The sequence below is a fragment of the Enterobacter cloacae complex sp. P42RS genome (genome assembly GCF_014930595.1).
Taxonomy (GTDB): domain Bacteria; phylum Pseudomonadota; class Gammaproteobacteria; order Enterobacterales; family Enterobacteriaceae; genus Enterobacter; species Enterobacter bugandensis.
Genome location: NZ_JADBRK010000001.1, coordinates 1 through 19,992, shown reverse-complemented (window position 1 = coordinate 19,992; position 19,992 = coordinate 1). Strand labels below are relative to the sequence as shown.

Here is a 19,992-nt window from a genome sequence, read left to right as displayed (position 1 = left end):
TTAAAAACCCTAAATACAAGTGACGTTAATTTCAGTAATTCCGCCAGCCGAAGATTGCGGCGAAAGCCGGAACGGCGCGCGGCACTGCCGATCGCTTTCCACTCCCCACGTAACGAATACTGTCCCCTGCGAATCCAGACCAGTGAGATAGACTTGTCCTTTGTCGCCAACAATAAAGCTGCTGTTGTCGCTGCCTTTCAGGCTCACGATTGCGCCAAAAGGAACAAAATGGCCGTTATGCATTAACGTGAATAATGCCCGCCTTCCCACTTTCGCTTTATAGTCGGCCAGGACGATCGCACCGCGCGTCGGCGTTACCGTGCGGGTATTAATATCCAGCTCAACGTCATCCGGCATACTTTCCGGGGCAAGCGTGATGTCATTTTTACGGTACGCGGAAAGGTTACTGACCACCGTATATCCCCGGAAATCTGTTTTTGCCCCCGGCTGATTACGGATATCTACGTCATGCGCGCCCGGTGCGCTAATCAGAACATTGGTCTCCCCCAGAGGCTGAGAAAGCGTAATCCCCTGTCTGTGAGCAAGAATGCCCCCCTGCAAACCATAGTTAAGACGCTCGCTGTTTTTGTCGTAGCTATAGCCCGCCGTCACTTCGCCGTACGTGCCCCTGTAATCCCCGTTCATGTTGCCCGTATAGCCAACGCCGTCCGACCCATACCCTTGCTGCACGTTCCAGTTCAGCCCATGGTTTTCCAGCGCCACGCCGTTCAGACCAATGTTCTGCGTGGTGCCGTTATTCTTGCTGGCGCTCACGCTATAGTTAGCCCAGGTCTGCGGCAGGAATTTTTCAAGCGGAATGCTGACGTTAAAGGCCAGCAGCTGATCGTTGTCGTCGCGTTTATTGCCGTCATATGAACCCGCGCTGCCGTTTTTACTGTAAGTCCAGGTGAGTCCGTAGCTAATGTTGTGCCAGTAGTTGTTGTAACCCAGGCTGTAAGACGCCATCCTTTTACCCGAATTCCAGTAATCTTCACGGACCGCGCTCAGCGTCAGCGAGCCAAGATTGCTGCCCAACGTCTGGCTCATCGTGAGCTCGGCACGGTTACGACGACGGTCCTGGAGCGCAGAGCTGTTTCCCCAGGAATCAAGGATCTCCTGCATGCCGTAGTAACCGCTGGTCGAATAGCGGTAGCCCGCAATCGAAAATTGGCTCCCTGTCCCGACAAAGTTCTTGCTGTAACGCGCACGCCAGGACTGCCCGTTGGATTTTTCTTCCCCCTGCGGGGTTGACCAGGCCTGGGTCATGTCCGCCGATATCGCGCCGAAATCCCCCATGTTTTTCCCGATCCCGGTGGCTATCGACTGATATTTGCTCGACTCCTGCAGCCCGCCATAGAGCGTGAGGCCATATGGCAGACCATAAATCCCCGTGATTTGGCCAAACGGGGTCTTATCCACGCTGCTGCTGTAAGAACGATACTGCCCTCCGGTCACCGCATACTTCAGGCGACCTTCGCGCTGCAAAACCGGTAATGAGGCATAAGGCAGGGTGAAATGCTGCTCGCTGCCGTCAGCTTCCTTAATGGTGACGTCCAGATCGCCTGCCCCGCCGGTGGGATACATATCGGTAATTTCAAAGGCACCGGGCGCGACGTAGGTCTGGTAAATCTGATAGCCATTCTGGCGAACAATGACCTGAGCATTCGTACGCGCAATCCCACGCACGACGGGTGCGTAACCTTTGAGCGAATCAGGGAGCATGTCGTCATCGGAAGCCAACTGTCCGCCGCGAAACGGTATACTGTCGAACACGTCGGCGGGCGCGGAGCTATCGCCCAGCGTGAGCTCCGCCTTGAGCGGAATAATGGCCCGCTGTGCATAGGTGTAGACGGTATCCCATTTGTCCTGACCGTTCTCATCACGCGACCAGGTGGTGTAGTTGCGCAGTCGCCATGGCCCAACGTTGAGGCCTGGACGTAAGTTGGCATACTGACTGCTGCTGTTTTTACTCTCGCTCTGTTTCGCCCAGCTGTTGGCTCCGCTCAGGCTGTAGTTGAGCATCGCAGCGGCGATCCCCTCGTCCCACTGTTCTGGCGGGACATACCCTCTCGCAGGCAGGTCGATCGCGGCCTGGGGAATGCTGATAACAAGCCGCTGTGCACCAAACTGAAAATTCGTAGTGGCGTGAGGAATTGCCTGGAGGTCGACGCAGGAGGTGCTTTCAACCGCCAGATTGGGGAACAGCGCCGTTTTAACGCCCCATTTTTTTAGCTGATCCATGCTCAGGCAGGGCTGCAGGCTATCGTTTTCCTGCCAATCTTTCCCGGCAACAAAATCAATATCGCTGGTCTCAATAAGCTGGTCGTCGAGGATGATGTCAACATGGTATTTCCCTGGTGCCTGCGAACCTGATTCAAATGCAGATAAATCGGCTTTAACCATTCCCGGATTATCCAGCTCCACCAGTTCGGCGTTAAAGGAGTCACGGGCGTTAACCACGGGGACTGCATTCGCCAGCGCAAAGGCAATACACATTGCCAGACGCGCGGGCTGCATTTTTAGATTGCTTGTTGCCATCATCATAAACCTGACTCGATATTGCGGATGCCACTTTTCTCAGGAACTAAAAGCTGGCCTGATGTATTATTCCCGGGCTGCCATAATCGTTAATCACTTTAAATACGATCTGATTGCCATTAACGCCTGGCGGTAAGCGAAATGCTGCCACTGCGCCAGGTGCAACCCAGGAAACATCCTCCAGCCTTTTACCGCCGACGCTTATTTCATTAAAGTTGATCACATACGGTGTAGGATTTGTGACCTGAAGGTTGTTTCCGCTCCGGGACCAGGTTAATTTATTCGCCTGTTCTTCCGGTGTTGACGCCTTCAGGCTTGTCGGGCGATAAATAAGCTTAATACGTGTTTTAACGGCAATTTGTAACGAGTTTTCCTGTTTGCTCGCTGAAGGTATCGCTTTAATATTTAACCAGAAGAGGCTTTCTATATCCTGCGGCAATGAGCCGGAAATTAAAATCCGTTCAATATTTTGCTGGCCGCCGTTCAGTCTGTACAAAGGTGGCGTGACGATAAAAGGTGCTTTATTAGCATTACCCTCTGGCATGTCGACCCAGGACTGGATTAAATAAGGGGCGGTATCCGCATTGTTTACACTTATGGATGCCTCTTTTTTCCCGCCATCAAAAATTACACGGGTACCACCAATAATAACCCCGGCATAAGCATGCGAAACAGATACAGTAATAACCGCCGCACTCAGCAGGGTTTTGCTAATAAAATTCATTTTGGACCTCTTAAAACAAGGGGGCAGTTTATGCCCCCGCGCAGCGCCTCGCGGAGCTGACTCTTGTTCTGCTTAATGACTAGTTGTAAACAACGGAGAAGTTAGCGACGGAGTTGGCAGGACCGGCCGTTACCGATGCCGCCGTTGAAATATACTGTGCGTAGAAATTCAGCGTATTGTCAGCGGTGCTGCTCAGTACATAGTTGTAGCCGTTGCTGCCGTGCAATGGCAGATCGGCTTTATCAGCGGTCATCAAATTAATGGCGACACCCGTTGCCGCACCGGCGACAGATGTATCAATCGCCAGCAGATCGGCATTAGACAGATCGGGCGTACCGTCAAAACGAACTTTAGCACTGGTGACCGTAACCGGGCAGTTCTTCAGAATAATATCGAATTTCGTTGCCGCCGTTCTGGAACCCGTCGTCGGGAATTCTGTTTTATAATAATCGCCTAATACGACCACCTGGTTTTGAGAGGCTACCGCCACGTCACAGGCTGAATCGAGGATGTTACCATTAAAATTAACGATTCCTGCGGCGGCGAGAGCATTGCCCATCATTAAGGCTGAACCCGTCGCAACCATCGCTAAAATAATACTCTTTTTCATAATGTTCATATTCCTGTTTACGGGATAACTTTATTTATTATTGAAATTCAAGCAGCAGAAGACCGATAAAAGAATCGCTAAGGATTCTTTTATTTTTCGCTGAATGGCTTAAGGCCTTCCTGACTGACTGGTTAAAATTTATATAATCATTTTAATGAATACAACTTTTAGATGGTCTAGCTCTGGACTCTGATTTAACGAAAAATCAACATCTACTACAGGAAAATCTCATCTTTTATAATGAAGGTCTATTATTAGACTCGGCCGGCTTTTTGTTTTTATTCAGCAGGTTAGTCCTCAAGGATAGGAGGGTCTACTTTTAGACCTCGTCGGAATATTCCCTGAGCTCTTCATTTTTAAGATAATTCTTTGCGCAGATCAAAATTTGATCACATACGAAGTCGATGTGAGGTATCTTAATGAATACACGCTTGTCCACCCCACTGAATAATTACCAGCTCTCCGTTCTGGATTTAAAGCCTTTCGCCCACATAGACGCGCTGATTAAGCACGTGTTGCCCGCGGCCAGCAGAATGATCATCAGCCGGGGGGAGACGGTGCATTATTATAAAGATGATGTCCGACAGTGCTTTTTGCTTATTCAGGGCAGCGTAGCGCTTCATCGTCGCGGCGACGGCATTGTGTTAAATTCTGAATCTGCGCCGTTTATTCTGGGCGTCAGCAGCCAGTTTTCCTCTGAGCACCTGTACGTCCGGGCGCTGGAGACCGCCGAGATCGCACGCGTGTCGCTGGAGAGTTTCAATCAAATTGTGTCGCAGCACGATTTATGGGAACACTTCTCCAGGCTGCTTATTTATACCGCCTCGCGGGTATACGAACATTGTGCACAAATATCGCAAATGTCTGCTTACGATATCATCCGCTTCCAGCTTGTTGAGCTGATGCAGGAGCCGGACGCCGTACGGCAAAATACGACGGCGGCAGCCTACATAAAAAGCCGTACGTATCTTTCACGTAGCGGAATTATGCGTATTCTGTCGGAACTGCGGACCGGGAAGTACATCACCATGGAGCGCGGCGTGCTGCTTGAAATTCACCATCTGCCACGCAAATATTGATTGCCACCGTGCCTGTCCCGGCGAGAAACGCTATAATTAGCCAGGTTATTTTTAAGGTTACCGGCTACCATGTCCCTTCCAGAAACGTCTCACCGTGGCTCGCCCTACGCACAAGAGCTTATTTCTCACTTACTGCCTGATTGCACAACGCGACGCACCGCTCGCGGTGAGCGGCTCGATCTTCAGATCAACGGTCAGGGAATGTGCTATTTAATTCTTGAGGGGACGGTCGCTATCTACAGAAGAAGCGACGACATGATGCTCTCCACGGCCCGCAGCCCCGCCCTTTTCGGTCTCGCTAATCTGACAGATATCTATTTCAATGATTACCTGAAGACCGTTAGCCCGTGCCTGATAGGAACACTCACCACCGAACGGGTGAATGAGATTATCAAGGAAAAGGCGCTATGGGGGCTGCTCTCGAAACAACTGATGTTTGTCTATAGCCGGCTTTATAACAACGTGATGCCGCAGGGCGCACCGACGGCGTATGAGATGATTCGCCAGCAGCTCATAAAGCTGATGGAGGAAGATGAAAGTTATCGCAGCAGCGTAACGGCGGAAAGGTATATTCGGGAGAAAACCCAGCTCTCCCGCAGCGGCGTAATGCGCATTCTGGCGGATTTAAAAACCGGCGGATTTATCGAAATGGAAGAAGGCAGGCTTATTAAAATCAACAAGCTCCCCGCTAAATACTGAATGTCAGACACAAAAAAGGCCGCACTCGCGGCCTGTTCAACAACACTCACTCAATGGACGTGAACGCCCAACCGCCAGGCAAAGTAGATCTCTTCTTTCAGTTCATTCGAAGAGAGCGCCAGCAGATCCGTGAACTCCAGCTCAAGCTGTTTCAGCTTTTTCAGGTACTGCGCCGGAGACAGGTTGCTCTTATCGCGACGTAAATATTCAATTGCCAGCTGTGTTGGGGTTATTTCAGTATCCATGATGTCCTCGCTTATGTACAAATCCTGACCAGTATATCACAACATGCTGGCTAGTTTTTGACCAAAGGCAATTCATCTGAAAACTTTACACGACCGCCGTCGTCAGACGCGACGAGCAGCACAGGCGATCCTGCTCGTCGAGAATATCAATCTGCCACACCTGGTGGCGGCTACCAGCGTGCAGCGCGCGGCAGATACCGCGCACGCGCCCGCTGCGCACCGAGCGAATGTGGTTGGCATTCACCTCAAGCCCGACCACCTTCTGTTCGCCTTCGGTGCAGAGATATCCCGCGACGGAGCCCAGGGTTTCCGCCAGCACGACGGAAGCCCCGCCGTGCAACAGGCCAAACGGCTGATGGGTGCGGCTATCGACAGGCATCGTCGCCTCCAGATCGTCTTCCCCAATGCGGGTGAACTGGATATCCAGTAGCCCCACCATATTCCCCTCGCCCATGGCGTTTAGCGCCTGCAGCGTGACGGCACGTTTCCAGATCATCCAATTATCTCCAGTAAAGCCTGTAATGGGTGGCGTACGCCGTTACCCTCAACCCGTTTCACCTGGCTGCGGCAGGAGTAGCCCGTCGCCAGGCAGCGGTTTCTTGGCAATCGCTGCATCGCCTGATGCCACGACAGCTCATAGATGCCGAGCGAGTTGGCGTGGTTTTTCACCTCGTGGCCGTAGGTGCCCGCCATACCGCAGCAGCCCACGCTGACGCTCTCCAGCTTCGCGCCGAAACGCGCAAAAATAGACGCCCATTGCGCCGGGGCGCCGGGCAGCGCCGTCACTTCCGTACAGTGTCCGAACAGATACCACGGTTCACCGCCAGCCTCCTGAATGGCCTTCTCTTCCAGGGCTGCCGGCAGCCACTCGTGCACCAGCATGACGTGGAAATCGCCGCGCTTATCACCCAGCGTCTGCTTGTATTCATCGCGATAGCAAAGCACCAGCGCCGGATCGACGCCGACCATCGGCATCCCAAGTTCGGCGATCCGGTTGAGAAAATCAGCGGTTTTTTGCGCCGTTTTCGCAAAGCGGTTCAGGAAGCCTTTAATGTGCTGGGCCTTGCCGTTTGGCGAGAACGGCAGCACTACCGGCTGATAGCCCAGTTTTTCAACCAGGCGGATGAAGTCAGCGACCACCTGCGCGTCGTAGTAGCTGGTGAACGGATCCTGGACCACCAGCACCACCTTCGCTTTTTGCTCAGGAGTAAGCGCTTCGAGCTGTTCCAGGGTCATGTTCGCCGAGCGGTGGCCGACGAGCTGGCGCTGCAGCGACGGCACCGACAGCAACGGCAGATCGACCATGCCGATATGCTTTTCGGAAAGCTTGCGCACCAGCGGCTGATTGATAAAGAAGTTGAAGGTCTTCGGCGCGCGCGCCATCAGCGGCGCGTAGCTTTCCACCGTCGCCACCAGATGATCGCGCACCGAGCGCAGATAGCGGGTGTGGTAGAGCTGCAGGAAGCGCGAGCGGAATTCCGGCACGTCGATTTTAATCGGGCACTGGGTAGAGCAGGCTTTACAGGCCAGACAGCCGGACATCGCCTCTTTCACCTCATGGGAGAAATCATACTCGCCCTTATTGGCATGCCAGCTGTTGCGGGTGCGCTCAATCAGCGAGCGCAGGCTGGCCCGTTTTTCCGGCAGCTCCTGCTCCAGCTTCAGGGGATCGACGCCACGGTCCGCCAGCAGACGCAGCCACTCGCGCACCAGCGTCGCACGCCCTTTCGGCGAGTGAATGCGGTTGCTGGTGATTTTCATTGACGGGCACATCGGGCTTTTCACGTCAAAGTTAAAGCACAGGCCGTTGCCGTTACACTCCATCGCGCCGCGCCAGGACGAGCGCACCGCAATCGGGATCTGTCTGTCATACGTACCGCGCTTAACGGCATCCACCTGGAGCATCGGCGCGTCCACCCCTTCAGGCGGGCAGATTTTCCCCGGATTGAGGCGGTTATCCGGGTCGAACGCCGCTTTGACCTTGCGCAGCTCCGCGTAAAGCTGCTCCCCGAAGAACGCCGGGCTGTATTCCGCGCGGAACCCTTTCCCGTGCTCCCCCCACAGCAGACCGCCGTATTTGGCGGTCAAGGCAACGACGTCGTCGGAGATCTGCTTCATCAGGATCTCCTGCTGCGGGTCGCACATGTCCAGCGCCGGACGCACGTGAAGCACCCCGGCATCGACGTGGCCGAACATGCCGTAGCTCAGACCGTGGCTGTCCAGCAGGGCGCGAAACTCGACGATATAATCCGCCAGATGCTCAGGCGGCACGCAGGTATCTTCGGCAAAGGGAATCGGCTTCGCCGCCCCTTTCGCATTGCCGAGCAGACCCACGGCTTTTTTACGCATCGCATAGATACGCTCAATCCCGGCCAGATCGTTACAAAGCTGCCAGCCGATCACGCCGCCTTCGCCCTGCGCAATCAGCTCATCCAGCCGCTGGCACAGCGTGGTGACCTGGCTCTCAATCAGCGCCGCATCGTCGCCAGCGAACTCCACGATATTGAGGCCGAGCATCTCTTTATCCGGCACGTCGGTAATGAGATCGCTGACGGAGTGCCAGACAATATCTTCCCGTGCCAGGTTGAGCACTTTGGAGTCAACCGTTTCCACCGACAGCGCTTTCGCTTCCACCATAAACGGCGCATTGCGCAGCGCGGAATCGAAGGAGTCATATTTGACGTTCACCAGGCGACGCACCTTCGGCAGGCGGGTGATATCCAGTCGCGCCTCGGTAATAAACGCCAGCGTTCCTTCGGAGCCGGTGAGCACGCGGGTTAAATCAAACTGGGTCAGGTCGTCGTTAAAGACGTGACGCAGGTCGTACCCGGTCAGGAAGCGGTTTAGTTTGGGGAACTTATCGAGAATAAGCTGGCGGTTGTCGCGGCAGCGCTCCAGCACGGTGCGGTAGATGCGCCCGCTGGTGGTGTTATCTTTACCCAACGTTTCCGCCAGTTCGACCGGCATCGGCTGGGTATCAAGGATATCGCCGCCTAACAATACTGCCCGCACGCCCAGCACGTGATCGGAGGTTTTACCGTAGACCAGCGACCCCTGCCCGGAGGCATCGGTGTTGATCATCCCCCCGATGGTTGCTCGGTTGCTGGTGGAGAGTTCAGGGGCAAAAAAGTAGCCGTAAGGCTTGAGGTACTGATTAAGCTGATCTTTGATAACGCCCGCTTCGACCCGCACCCACCCCTCTTCGGGGTTGATCTCAATGATGCGGTTCATATAGCGCGACATATCAATAATGATGCCCTGGTTCAGCGCCTGACCGTTGGTTCCGGTGCCACCGCCGCGCGGTGTGAAGACCAGAGAGGCAAACCGCTCCTGCGTTGCCAGCCGGGCGATAAGCGCCACGTCGGCCGTTGAACGCGGGAAAACCACGGCATCGGGAAGAAGCTGGTAGATACTGTTATCGGTTGCCATCGTCAGCCTGTCGGCATAGTTCGTGGCGGTATCACCTGTAAAACCCTGTTGCTCCAGTGCCTGCAAAAAATTAAGCACCAGCTGAACGATGCCAGGTGCCTGAGAAATCTGTGGGATCATTACTGTCGACCCTAATTAGAGTTGTGGGAATCGTTTGCGTGTATCTTAAAAGTTTTATCACATTTTTTTCTTATAATCTCTGCTGAATTACAGGCAGAATTCGCCTGTCAAAAACCGCTGCGATCGCTAATGATTAGAGAGACGCGGTTTTCCGTTCCCGCCAGTGGTACTGGCGTTCTTTTAAGGAAAGTTTCATTTATGGTCAATCTTCGCCAGCCCAGGGATGTTGCGCAAATTTTGCTGTCGGTGCTGTTCCTGGCCCTCATGATTATTGCGTGTCTGTGGATTGTTCAACCCTTTATTCTTGGCTTCGCATGGGCCGCGACCGTTGTCGTTGCCACGTGGCCTCTGCTGCTGCGTTTGCAGAAGCTGCTGTTCGGCCGCCGCGGGTTAGCGGTGCTGGTCATGACGCTGCTGCTGTTCCTGCTGTTTATTATTCCGATTGCGTTGCTGGTAAACAGTCTCGTCGACTCCAGCGGCCCGGTGATCCGCGCCGTGACCAGCGGCGATCTCACGCTGCCGGACCTCGGCTGGCTGAACAGCATTCCGGTCGTGGGCGCTAAACTTTACAGCGGCTGGCATAGCCTGCTGGAGATGGGCGGCAGCGCGCTGATGGCGAAAGTGCGTCCGTATATTGGCACCACCACCACCTGGTTTGTCGGTCAGGCCGCACATATCGGCCGCTTTATGATGCACTGTACCCTGATGCTGGTCTTCAGCGCCCTGCTTTACTGGCGCGGTGAGCAGGTGGCTTTAGGCGTTCGTCACTTTGCCACCCGCCTGGCGGGAAAACGGGGTGACGCCGCGGTGCTGCTGGCCGCGCAGGCCGTGCGCGCGGTCGCCCTGGGCGTCGTGGTGACGGCGCTGGTGCAGGCGGTGCTGGGCGGTATCGGCCTGGCGATTTCCGGCGTACCGTACGCCACCGTCTTTACCGTAGTCATGCTGATGACCTGCCTTGCACAACTGGGGCCGCTGCTGGTACTGGTTCCGAGCATTATCTGGCTTTACTGGACGGGTGATACCACGTGGGGAACGGTTCTGCTGGTCTGGAGCTGCGTGGTTGGCACCATGGATAACGTGATTCGCCCCATTCTCATCCGCATGGGTGCGGACCTGCCGCTGATCCTAATCCTCTCCGGGGTTATCGGCGGGTTAATTGCTTTCGGGATGATCGGTCTGTTCATTGGCCCGGTGCTGCTTGCCGTTACCTGGCGTCTGTTCTCCGCCTGGGTTCATGAAGTGCCGCCGCCTGGAACCGACCCGGACGTGATTTTGAGCGAACTGGAAGAGCTGGAAGAGAAGAACACGCATTAAGTTTTTTTGCCGGGCGGCGCTAACGCGCACCCGGCCTACACTCTCCCTCACAATACTTTAACGCCGCTAAAGTATTTATTCGTTGCTCACTGGTCAGACCCGCAATTTCTGCACTCAATCTGCTCATAACCTCAAGAAATCTTTATATCTCTTTAACTATTGAGACGAATCCGATCGACGCTAAAAGCGGACATGCCTACTATTAGCTCACGGTTATAAATCAACACCTTGATTTATAAGCATGGAAATCCCCTGAGTGAAACAACGAATTGCTGTGTGTAGTCTTTGCCCATCTCCCACGATGGGCTTTTTTTTATCCTGACTACGCGCGCTTAACCTCACAGGCACTGAGCATCCGCCACTCAGCAGGCAGCACCCGCGTTTCCCCCGTCACATTGACCGTCACCGCCTGGCGGATATCCGCCGACGATGCGCCAATCTGCAGTTCAAACTCGCCCGGCTCAACGATGCGCTTGCCGTCACGGCGGGTGAAGTTGAACATCTCAACCGGCAGCGTGAAGGTGAGCGTGGCGGTTTCGCCCGGCGAGAGCATGACGCGCTGGAAGGCCTTAAGCTCCTGAAGCGGGCGCACCTGGGTGGCGACCTTGTCCCGCACGTAGACCTGCACCACCTCGCTGCCGCTGCGCTCGCCGGTATTGGTGATAGCCACGCTTAGCGTCACCTCGCCGTCAACCGGCGCGCTGGTTTCAGCTACGCGGGCAGCCCCCCAGCTAAACGTCGTCCAGCCGAGGCCGAAGCCAAACGGATAACGTGAACCGAAGTGGAACGCAAACGGCGTGCCGCCGCTTTTGAGCTTGTGATTGTAGTAATACGGCATGGCCCCGGCGCTTTTCGGCACGCTCACCACCAGACGCCCCTGCGGCTCAGCGCGTCCCGTTAGCACGTCCGCGATCGCCCAGCCCCCTTCCTGCCCGGGCGCCCACGCCACGATCAGCGCTGCAATCTTATCCTCCAGCCCCTGTAGGTTGTACGGACGGCCGCCGGTCATCACGACAATCACCGGTTTGCCCGTCGCCACCAGCGCGTCCAGCAGCTGTTGCTGCACGCCCGGCAGATTCAGGGAGTCGGTGTCGGAACCTTCCCCCACGGTTCCGCTCTGGAACAGCCCGGCAAGATCGCCCACGCAGGCCACCACCACGTCACTCTCCTGCGCCGCGTTCACGGCCTCGGGGATCAATGCAGTACTGTGCGAGACCGGCGATTGCTGCATCGGCTTACCGCCGCTATCGCCCGGGAAGACCGGCGCACCCGCCATCCGTTTCTCGATGATGTGACACCCTTTGGCATAGCGGACGTTCGATGCCCCGAGATACTGCTCCAGCGCCGCGCGCGGGGTCGTCACCTGCGAGGTCTCTTCCACCATATCGCTGATGATCAGATGTACCGGGAAGCTGTAGCCGCTCAGTAACGCCAGCGGATCGTCTGCCGTCGGCCCCACAAGCGCCACGCGGGGCTTACCGCCGAGCGGTAAAATGCCGTTGTTTTCCAGCAGCGTGACCGATTTTGTCGCCACCTCTCGCGCGATCTGTCGGGTCAAATCATTTTGCAGATCGATACCGTTTTCATCTGCGTACGGGTTTTCAAACAGGCCCAGACGGAATTTCTCCGTCAGCACGCGCGCCACGATCTCATCCACTTTGGCCATAGAGATCAGCCCGCGCTCAACGGCGTCCGCCAGATGGCGTGCGCAGTCATCTTTCGGCAGCTCGACGTCCAGCCCGGCGTTAAAGGCCAGCGCGGCGGATTCGGCCGCATCGTGGGACACACCGTGATGCTGGTGCAGCAGGCTGACGCCGCCGTAATCCGCGACGATAATTCCGTCGAAGCCCCACTGTTCGCGCAGGACGGTGGTCAGCAGGAAGCTGTCGCTGTGCCCCGGCTGATTGTCGATATCGTGGTAGGCGGGCATCACCGACCCGGCATTGGCCAGCTTGACCGCCATTTCAAACGGCAGCAGGAAGGTGTCGTTCAGTTCGCTAAAGCCCAGATGTACCGGCGCATGGTTGCGCGCCCCTTCGCTAAACGAGTGGCCGACGTAGTGCTTGAGCGTCGCCAGCAGATCGCGTTTATCACCCTGTAATCCTCTGACGTAGGCGGTCGCCATCACCCCCACCAGCCAGGGATCTTCGCCGAAGGTCTCTTCGGTTCGCCCCCAGCGGACGTCGCGGGAAACGTCCAGCACCGGGGCCAGCCCCTGCTGGCAACCGACGGAACGCGCCTCTTTGCCGATCTGCTCTGCCGCGCGCTGCACCAGTTCCGGGTCCCAGGTCGAGCCGTAGTTGAGCGAGGACGGGAACAGCGTGGCGTCTTTGCACAGCAGCCCCACCAGGCACTCCTCGTGGAACAGCGCCGGAATGCCGAGACGCGTCTCTTCCATCATCATGCGCTGCAGGCGGTTAGCCGCGCGCACCCCGGTTTTCGCGTCAACGATGTGGGTGCCGAGCGGACGGGTGATCTGCCCGACGCCCAGTTTTAGCCGTTCGCTCAGCGCCGCCTGCTCGCTGACGCCGGCGAATTCGTCGCTCAAATCGCTGCGCTCCCGGTGGTTGCCGTTTTCATCGAGGATCAGCCAGTAGGCGTGCATCTGGGCGAACTTCTCTTCCGGGGTCATGCATGCCAGTAAATCAGCGACGCGCTCGTGCACGGGACGTCCCGCGTCCTTATAGATAGCAGTCATATTTTACTCCTGTAGTGCGGAAGGGGTTGCCGGGCTGAGCTGCTCCGCGTCGGGTCTTACCTCACGCTTGCTGGCCAGCTCCCGGGCGATGGAATCCACCAGCCGGCTGTTGAGCTTGTAGATGGAAAGCAGTGCCACCATGCAGAGGAACAGCGCGCACGGAATAAGGGTGAACAGCGCGTTGATGGTGGAGAGCACGTGTGGCGCCTGGGCTGCCTGGCCCGGGGCGTAATCCACCATGCCGAGCACCCAGCCGACCACCGCCCCGCCCAGCGCCAGGCCAAACTTGATGGCGAACAGTGCGGTAGAGAAGACCAGCCCGTCCAGACGGCGGCCGCTGCGATGCTCTTCGTAGTCGACCACATCAGAGAACATGGTCCACTGGAGCGGCGTGGTGAGGTTTTGAATAAAGCTAAAGACGATGTTAAGGCCAAAAATTAGCCACACCTGCGAAGGCGGCAGGAAGAAAATCAGCGCGCCGAAAATGACGAAGGACATTATCGTCCACTGATAAGCGCGTACGCGGTCAAATTTTCCCAGCAGGCGTTCAGATAATAACGCGCCGCTTAGCGAGGCCACCATGCCAGAAACAATAAAGGCAAAAACCAGCTCCGGGCGCAACAGTACATAGTTGACGTAATACATGGTGGCAGAGCCGCGCGTCACCACCGCCGTTAACAGCAAAATATTAAACACAAACACAATGCGCCACTGGCTGTTACCGGCCAGCAGTTTTAAATCGGTGAGCATGGAGCCGGAGGTATCATTGCGCGGGGAATAACGTTCGCGGGTCATCAGGAAACAGCAAAAGAACAGCACAATTCCCAGCAGCCCCATCAGGCTCATGGCAAAGAAATAGCCTTTCTGCACGTTGCCCTGGCCCAACAATGAGACCAGCGGCAGAGCGATAACCGTTACGATCAACCCACCAATAAATGACAGGCCAAAGCGCCACGATTGCAGGGAGTGACGCTCGCGCGGATCCAGCGTCAGCGCCCCAGGCATGGCGCAGTAAGGCACGTTAATGGCGGAGTAAATCAGACTTAAAATCGCGTAGGTCGCGCAGGCATAAACAATTTTTGCCGTCGGCCCGACGTCCGGTACGTAGAAGGTAATAAGGCAGCTTACGCCAAAGGGAATAGCAAACCACAGCAGCCAGGGACGGAAACGACCGTGACGCGTCTGGGTGCGATCCACCAGGGCGCCAATGCACGGGTCGACAAACGCATCAACCACGCGCACCACTAAAAACATGGTACCCATGATCGCGGCAGGCAAACCAAAAACGTCGGTATAGAAATAAGCAAGAAATAATGTGGCCGTTTGCCAGACCAGCGCGCTGGCCATATCACCTAAGCCATAACCTATTTTATCTTTGGTACGCAATACAGAGGAGAGTGTCATTGTTATTTGCCTTTTTATCAGGTTAAAACGTATTTCAACCAGTTGCGCATCATCTGAAGGGAAATGCGCAGTAAGGCTCAAGTATTAGCAACGCGTTGCGCACTAACAATTGTCTTAATTAACAGACAAATTATGATATTTGGTTTTTTAGATTATTTGTGATGGGGAGCAAATTAGAGGTGAAATAAAAAAGGCGAGGAATAAAATCCTCGCCTTTTTGCGATCGTGTTGCCGTTACTTGTTCAGTTCCGCCAGGCTCAGCCAGGTTTGCACTACCGTGTCCGGGTTCAGGGAGAGGCTGTCAATCCCCTCTTCCATCAGCCAGGCGGCAAAGTCTTCATGGTCGGATGGACCCTGACCGCAAATCCCGACATATTTACCCTGCTTCTTCGCCGCGCGGATGGACATGGAAAGCAGCGCTTTCACCGCCTCGTTACGCTCGTCGAACAGCTCGGAAACCACGCCGGAGTCGCGGTCCAGGCCCAGCGTCAGCTGAGTCATGTCGTTCGAGCCGATAGAGAAGCCGTCGAAGTGCTCCAGGAACTGCTCGGCCAGCAGGGCGTTGGACGGGATCTCACACATCATGATGATCTTCAGACCGTTTTCGCCGCGCTTCAGGCCCTGACGCGCCAGCTCGTCCACCACCGCTTTCGCCTGATCCACGGTACGCACGAACGGGATCATAATTTCGACGTTGGTCAGCCCCATGTCGTTGCGCACGCGTTTCACCGCCTCGCACTCCAGCGCGAAGCAGTCGCGGAAGCTGTCGGACACGTAGCGTCCGGCCCCGCGGAAGCCCAGCATCGGGTTCTCTTCTTCCGGCTCGTAGCGCTCGCCGCCCACCAGGTTGGCGTATTCGTTAGACTTAAAGTCTGACAGACGCACGATCACCCGTTTCGGATAGAAGGCGGCACCCAGCGTGGCGATCCCTTCGGTCAGACGACCGACGTAGAACTCTTTCGGCGAGTCGTAGCCTTTCATCATCTCGCGGATTTCGTTCTGCAGCTTCGTGTCCTGGTCGTCAAACTCCAGCAGCGCGCGCGGGTGAACGCCGATCATGCGGTTAATGATGAATTCCAGACGCGCCAGACCAACGCCTTCGTTCGGCAGGCAGGCGAAGTCAAACGCGCGGTCCGGGTTACCCACGTTCATCATGATCTTCAGCGGCAGATCCGGCATGGTATCCACGCTGGAGCTCTTCACGCTGAAGTCAAGGATATCGGCGTAGACGTAGCCGGTGTCGCCTTCGGCACAGGAGACGGTCACGTTCTGCCCGTCCTTCATGCGCTCGGTGGCATCACCGCAGCCTACCACCGCCGGGATCCCCAGCTCGCGGGCAATGATCGCCGCGTGGCAGGTACGGCCGCCGCGGTTGGTGACGATGGCCGACGCTTTCTTCATGATCGGTTCCCAGTCCGGGTCGGTCATGTCGGTCACCAGCACGTCGCCTGGCTCAATACGGTTCATCTCGCTGATGTCGTGGATCACTTTGACCGGACCGGCACCGATGCGGTGACCGATGGCGCGGCCTTCCGCCACGATTTTACCCTGCGCGTGCAGCGTATAACGCTCCATCACCTGACCGCGTGAGCGGACGGTTTCCGGGCGCGCCTGCACGATAAACAGCTTGCCGGTGTTCCCGTCTTTCGCCCATTCGATATCCATCGGACGGCCATAGTGTTTCTCAATTTGCACCGCCTGCTTCGCCAGCTCCTGCACTTCGGCGTCGGTCAGGGAGAAGCGGTCGCGCTGCTCCTGCGGCACATCTTCAATCTTAACCTGCTTGCCATGCTCCTGGGTTGGGGCATAAATCATGCGGATTTTTTTCGAGCCCATGGTGCGGCGCACCACCGCCGGACGGCCCGCGGCAAGCGTAGGCTTGTGTACGTAGAATTCGTCAGGGTTCACCGCGCCCTGCACCACCATCTCACCCAGGCCCCACGCGGAGGTGATGAACACCACCTGGTCGAAGCCGGATTCGGTATCAATGGAGAACATCACGCCGGAGGAACCCACGTCCGAGCGCACCATGCGCTGCACGCCCGCGGAGAGCGCCACGCCGCGATGATCATAGCCCTGGTGCACGCGATAGGAGATGGCGCGGTCGTTGAACAGGGAAGCAAATACGTGCTTCACCGCCACCAGCACCGCATCGTAGCCCTGAACGTTCAGGAAGGTTTCCTGCTGCCCGGCAAACGACGCGTCCGGCATGTCTTCTGCGGTCGCGGAAGAACGGACGGCAAAGGAGGCCTGCGCGTCGTCAGCGGAGAGCTGGTTGTACGCGTCATGGATAGCTTTTTCCAGTTCCGGCTGGAAAGGTGTGTCGATGATCCACTGGCGGATCTGCGCCCCGGCTTTGGCAAGCTCGGTGACGTCATCAATATCCGTTTTATCCAGCAGGTCGTAAATGCGCTGGTTTACACCGCTCTGGTCTAAAAACAGGTTAAACGCGTCGGCGGTCGTGGCAAACCCGTTTGGTACGGAGACACCCATACCGGACAGATTTGTAATCATTTCACCCAGGGAGGCATTTTTGCCCCCAACTCTGTCTACATCATTCATGCCGAGTTGGTTATACCAAAGCACCAGCGGTGACGAGCCATTGTTGGACATCGAAACAATCCTTTTGTGATATTTGATCGGAGTAAGTAACACCTGACTACGTATTTATACTGGCATAATTATTTGCGCTAAAAAAACGGTGAATCGTGTAAGCAATTTAAATTTTCAACTTTTCGGATAGTTTCCCACCAGCCAATAAGCTGATGATTCCTCTATATTCAGCCAGAAACCACAAAAATAAAGTCGCTATTTGAAAAATGAAATCCGCTTTTCAGGAAAATCAAAAACATCATTTCATTTTAAATTCAGATAACTTCTTTGCTGTGCAATTAACTTTTTTAATTTATGCTTTCAGACAATTAGGTATGATATTCAGGGTGGGTAAAATGGATAATGCTGTCGATCGTCACGTTTTTTATATTTCTGATGGTACGGCGATCACCGCCGAGGTGCTGGGCCACGCGGTGATGTCGCAATTCCCCGTTTCGATTAACAGCATCACGCTGCCGTTTGTGGAAAATGAGAGCCGTGCCAAAGCGGTGAAAGACCAGATTGACGCCATCTTCCAGCAGACCGGCGTGCGCCCGCTGGTGTTCTACTCCATCGTTATTCCTGAGATTCGCCACATCATTTTGCAAAGTGAAGGCTTTTGCCAGGATATCGTGCAGGCGCTGGTGGCGCCGCTCCAGAGCGAACTGAAGCTTGACCCGACGCCTATCGCCCACCGAACCCACGGGCTGAACCCCGGCAACCTGACCAAATATGACGCGCGTATTGCCGCCATCGATTACACCCTGGCGCACGACGACGGGATCTCGCTGCGCAACCTCGACCAGGCGCAGGTGATTTTGCTCGGCGTGTCGCGCTGCGGCAAAACGCCGACCAGCCTCTATCTGGCGATGCAGTTCGGCATCCGCGCCGCAAACTACCCCTTTATTGCCGACGATATGGATAACCTGGTGCTGCCTGCTGCGCTCAAGCCGCTGCAGCACAAGCTGTTCGGCCTGACGATTAACCCGGAACGTCTCGCGGCGATCCGCGAAGAGCGCCGCGAGAACAGCCGCTACGCCTCGATGCGCCAGTGCCGCATGGAGGTCTCCGAAGTGGAAGCGCTGTACCGCAAAAACCAGATCCCGTGGCTTAACAGCACGAACTATTCGGTAGAAGAGATCGCCACCAAAATTCTCGACATCATGGGGCTTAACCGCCGCATGTACTAATAAGCTAGTACATTAGCTCGGATTCATGTATCATCCTTTTCAACAGCGGGGCGGTGTCGCCCCGAACTTGAAATCAGCAGGGATTGGTTTAATGTGATGCCCATCACTTCCCGGTAGTCTGCCGATGAAGCAAAAATTTTCTGAGACAAGTCATGAATAAAACCGATGAACTCCGCACGGCGCGCATAGACAGCCTGGTCACCCCGGCTGAACTGGCCGAGCGGCACCCCGTTTCCGCCGCGGTCGCGGAACATGTGACGGCCTCCCGCCGCCGCATTGAAAAAATCCTCAATGGTGAAGACAAGCGTCTTCTGGTGGTGATTGGGCCCTGCTCCATCCACGATCTGGATGCCGCGATGGATTATGCAAAACGACTTCAGGGGCTGCGGGAAAAATACCAGCATCGCCTTGAGATTGTGATGCGCACCTACTTTGAAAAACCGCGTACCGTGGTGGGCTGGAAGGGGCTGATTTCCGACCCTGACCTTAACGGCAGCTATCGCGTAAACCACGGCATCGAGCTGGCGCGCAAGCTGCTGTTGCAGGTCAACGAGCTGGGCGTGCCGACGGCCACCGAGTTTCTCGACATGGTGACCGGGCAGTTTATCGCCGATCTGATCAGCTGGGGCGCGATTGGCGCGCGCACTACCGAAAGCCAAATCCACCGCGAGATGGCCTCAGCCCTCTCCTGTCCGGTCGGCTTCAAAAACGGGACCGACGGCAACACGCGGATTGCGGTCGATGCGATCCGCGCCTCGCGTGCCAGCCATATGTTCCTGTCGCCGGACAAGAACGGCCATATGACCATCTACCAGACCAGCGGTAACCCGTATGGGCATATCATTATGCGCGGCGGGAAGAAGCCTAATTACCATGCACAAGACATCGCTGCCGCCTGTGAAACGCTGGCCGAATTCGACCTGCCGGAACATCTGGTGGTAGATTTCAGCCACGGCAACTGCCAGAAGCAGCATCGCCGCCAGCTTGACGTCTGCGATGAGGTCTGTCAGCAGATCCGCAGCGGCTCGACCGCCGTTGCCGGGATCATGGCCGAAAGCTTTATCAAAGAAGGCACGCAGAAAATCGTTGCCGGCCAGCAGATGGTATACGGTCAGTCGATCACCGACCCGTGCCTGAGCTGGGAAGACAGCGAGCTGCTGCTGGAGAAGCTGGCAGCTGCGGTTGATTCTCGCTTCTGATGTTATCGTCGGGTGGCGCTGCGCTTACCCGACCTACGGTTCTCGCCCTTCTCACTCTCCCGGTGGGAGAGGGTTGGGGTGAGCAGCTGTGTTTAAAGTCAACATCTGACGACTAAGCTGCCGCCCATTTTTTATTGTCCCGCACCATCGC

14 protein-coding genes and 1 other RNA gene are annotated in these 19,992 nt (G+C 55.9%); 6 read left to right on the top strand and 9 right to left on the bottom strand.

Features of this window, described 5'->3' with window-relative positions; translation table 11 throughout:
• Positions 1–9: 9 nt before the first annotated feature.
• The 3 genes from IM314_RS00075 to IM314_RS00065 form a co-directional block, all read right to left on the bottom strand.
• The gene (locus IM314_RS00075) at positions 10–2,538 is read right to left on the bottom strand and encodes a fimbria/pilus outer membrane usher protein (RefSeq protein WP_193358361.1); all 2,529 of its coding nucleotides are present in this window, start codon (positions 2,536–2,538) and stop codon (positions 10–12) included.
• 46 nt (positions 2,539–2,584) lie between these two features.
• Positions 2,585–3,262 carry a molecular chaperone gene (locus IM314_RS00070; protein WP_047365431.1) on the bottom strand — a complete coding sequence of 226 codons (678 nt, stop codon included), beginning with the start codon at positions 3,260–3,262 and terminating at the stop codon, positions 2,585–2,587.
• A 79-nt stretch (positions 3,263–3,341) separates the two neighbouring features.
• Positions 3,342–3,872 carry a fimbrial protein gene (locus tag IM314_RS00065; protein WP_193358353.1) on the bottom strand — a complete coding sequence of 177 codons (531 nt, stop codon included), beginning with the start codon at positions 3,870–3,872 and terminating at the stop codon, positions 3,342–3,344.
• A gap of 419 nt (positions 3,873–4,291) precedes the next feature.
• Here IM314_RS00065 and IM314_RS00060 point away from each other — a divergent pair, with 419 nt between their 5' ends.
• Together IM314_RS00060 and IM314_RS00055 are read left to right on the top strand one after the other, a co-directional pair.
• Positions 4,292–4,951, top strand: a complete 660-nt coding sequence (locus tag IM314_RS00060) for a helix-turn-helix domain-containing protein (RefSeq protein ID WP_041910400.1) — start codon at positions 4,292–4,294, stop codon at positions 4,949–4,951.
• A 69-nt stretch (positions 4,952–5,020) separates the two neighbouring features.
• Positions 5,021–5,650 carry a helix-turn-helix domain-containing protein gene (locus IM314_RS00055; RefSeq protein WP_047365433.1) on the top strand — a complete coding sequence of 210 codons (630 nt, stop codon included), beginning with the start codon at positions 5,021–5,023 and terminating at the stop codon, positions 5,648–5,650.
• Positions 5,651–5,700: 50 nt separating this feature from the next.
• On the opposite strand, the gene IM314_RS00050 is transcribed toward IM314_RS00055, so the two are convergent.
• The 3 genes from IM314_RS00050 to IM314_RS00040 all read right to left on the bottom strand — a co-directional run bounded on the left by IM314_RS00050 (position 5,701) and on the right by IM314_RS00040 (position 9,444).
• A complete protein-coding gene (locus IM314_RS00050) occupies positions 5,701–5,895 on the bottom strand; it encodes a YdiH family protein (protein ID WP_003857766.1) in 195 nt (64 codons plus the stop codon).
• An 85-nt stretch (positions 5,896–5,980) separates the two neighbouring features.
• The gene (gene menI, locus IM314_RS00045; RefSeq protein ID WP_028012841.1) at positions 5,981–6,391 is read right to left on the bottom strand and encodes a 1,4-dihydroxy-2-naphthoyl-CoA hydrolase; all 411 of its coding nucleotides are present in this window, start codon (positions 6,389–6,391) and stop codon (positions 5,981–5,983) included.
• A complete protein-coding gene (locus tag IM314_RS00040; RefSeq protein WP_193358354.1) occupies positions 6,388–9,444 on the bottom strand; it encodes an FAD-binding and (Fe-S)-binding domain-containing protein in 3,057 nt (1,018 codons plus the stop codon). Before IM314_RS00040 ends, menI begins: the two co-directional genes overlap by 4 nt.
• A 198-nt stretch (positions 9,445–9,642) precedes the next feature.
• Here IM314_RS00040 and ydiK point away from each other — a divergent pair, with 198 nt between their 5' ends.
• Positions 9,643–10,758 (top strand): AI-2E family transporter YdiK, encoded by a 1,116-nt coding sequence (gene ydiK, locus IM314_RS00035; protein ID WP_041910407.1) that lies wholly within the window; start codon positions 9,643–9,645, stop codon positions 10,756–10,758.
• A 209-nt stretch (positions 10,759–10,967) separates the two neighbouring features.
• Positions 10,968–11,075, top strand: an RNA gene (gene rprA, locus IM314_RS00030) — antisense sRNA RprA.
• A 5-nt stretch (positions 11,076–11,080) separates the two neighbouring features.
• Here the strand turns inward: rprA and IM314_RS00025 are convergent.
• The 3 genes from IM314_RS00025 to ppsA all read right to left on the bottom strand — a co-directional run bounded on the left by IM314_RS00025 (position 11,081) and on the right by ppsA (position 17,473).
• On the bottom strand, positions 11,081–13,456 hold the full coding sequence (locus tag IM314_RS00025; protein WP_193358355.1) for a glycoside hydrolase family 3 N-terminal domain-containing protein: 2,376 nt from the start codon (positions 13,454–13,456) through the stop codon (positions 11,081–11,083).
• Positions 13,457–13,459: 3 nt separating this feature from the next.
• Positions 13,460–14,860: an MFS transporter gene (locus IM314_RS00020; protein WP_163332439.1), complete on the bottom strand. Its 1,401-nt coding sequence runs from the start codon at positions 14,858–14,860 to the stop codon at positions 13,460–13,462.
• A 234-nt stretch (positions 14,861–15,094) separates the two neighbouring features.
• A complete protein-coding gene (ppsA, locus tag IM314_RS00015; RefSeq protein WP_041910413.1) occupies positions 15,095–17,473 on the bottom strand; it encodes a phosphoenolpyruvate synthase in 2,379 nt (792 codons plus the stop codon).
• Between the two features lie 335 nt (positions 17,474–17,808).
• Between ppsA and IM314_RS00010 the strand changes: the two genes are divergently transcribed.
• Positions 17,809–18,642, top strand: coding sequence for a pyruvate, water dikinase regulatory protein (locus IM314_RS00010; protein ID WP_028012835.1), 834 nt, complete (start codon positions 17,809–17,811; stop codon positions 18,640–18,642).
• A 152-nt stretch (positions 18,643–18,794) separates the two neighbouring features.
• Positions 18,795–19,841 (top strand): 3-deoxy-7-phosphoheptulonate synthase AroH, encoded by a 1,047-nt coding sequence (aroH, locus tag IM314_RS00005; protein ID WP_028012834.1) that lies wholly within the window; start codon positions 18,795–18,797, stop codon positions 19,839–19,841.
• Positions 19,842–19,992: the final 151 nt, after the last annotated feature.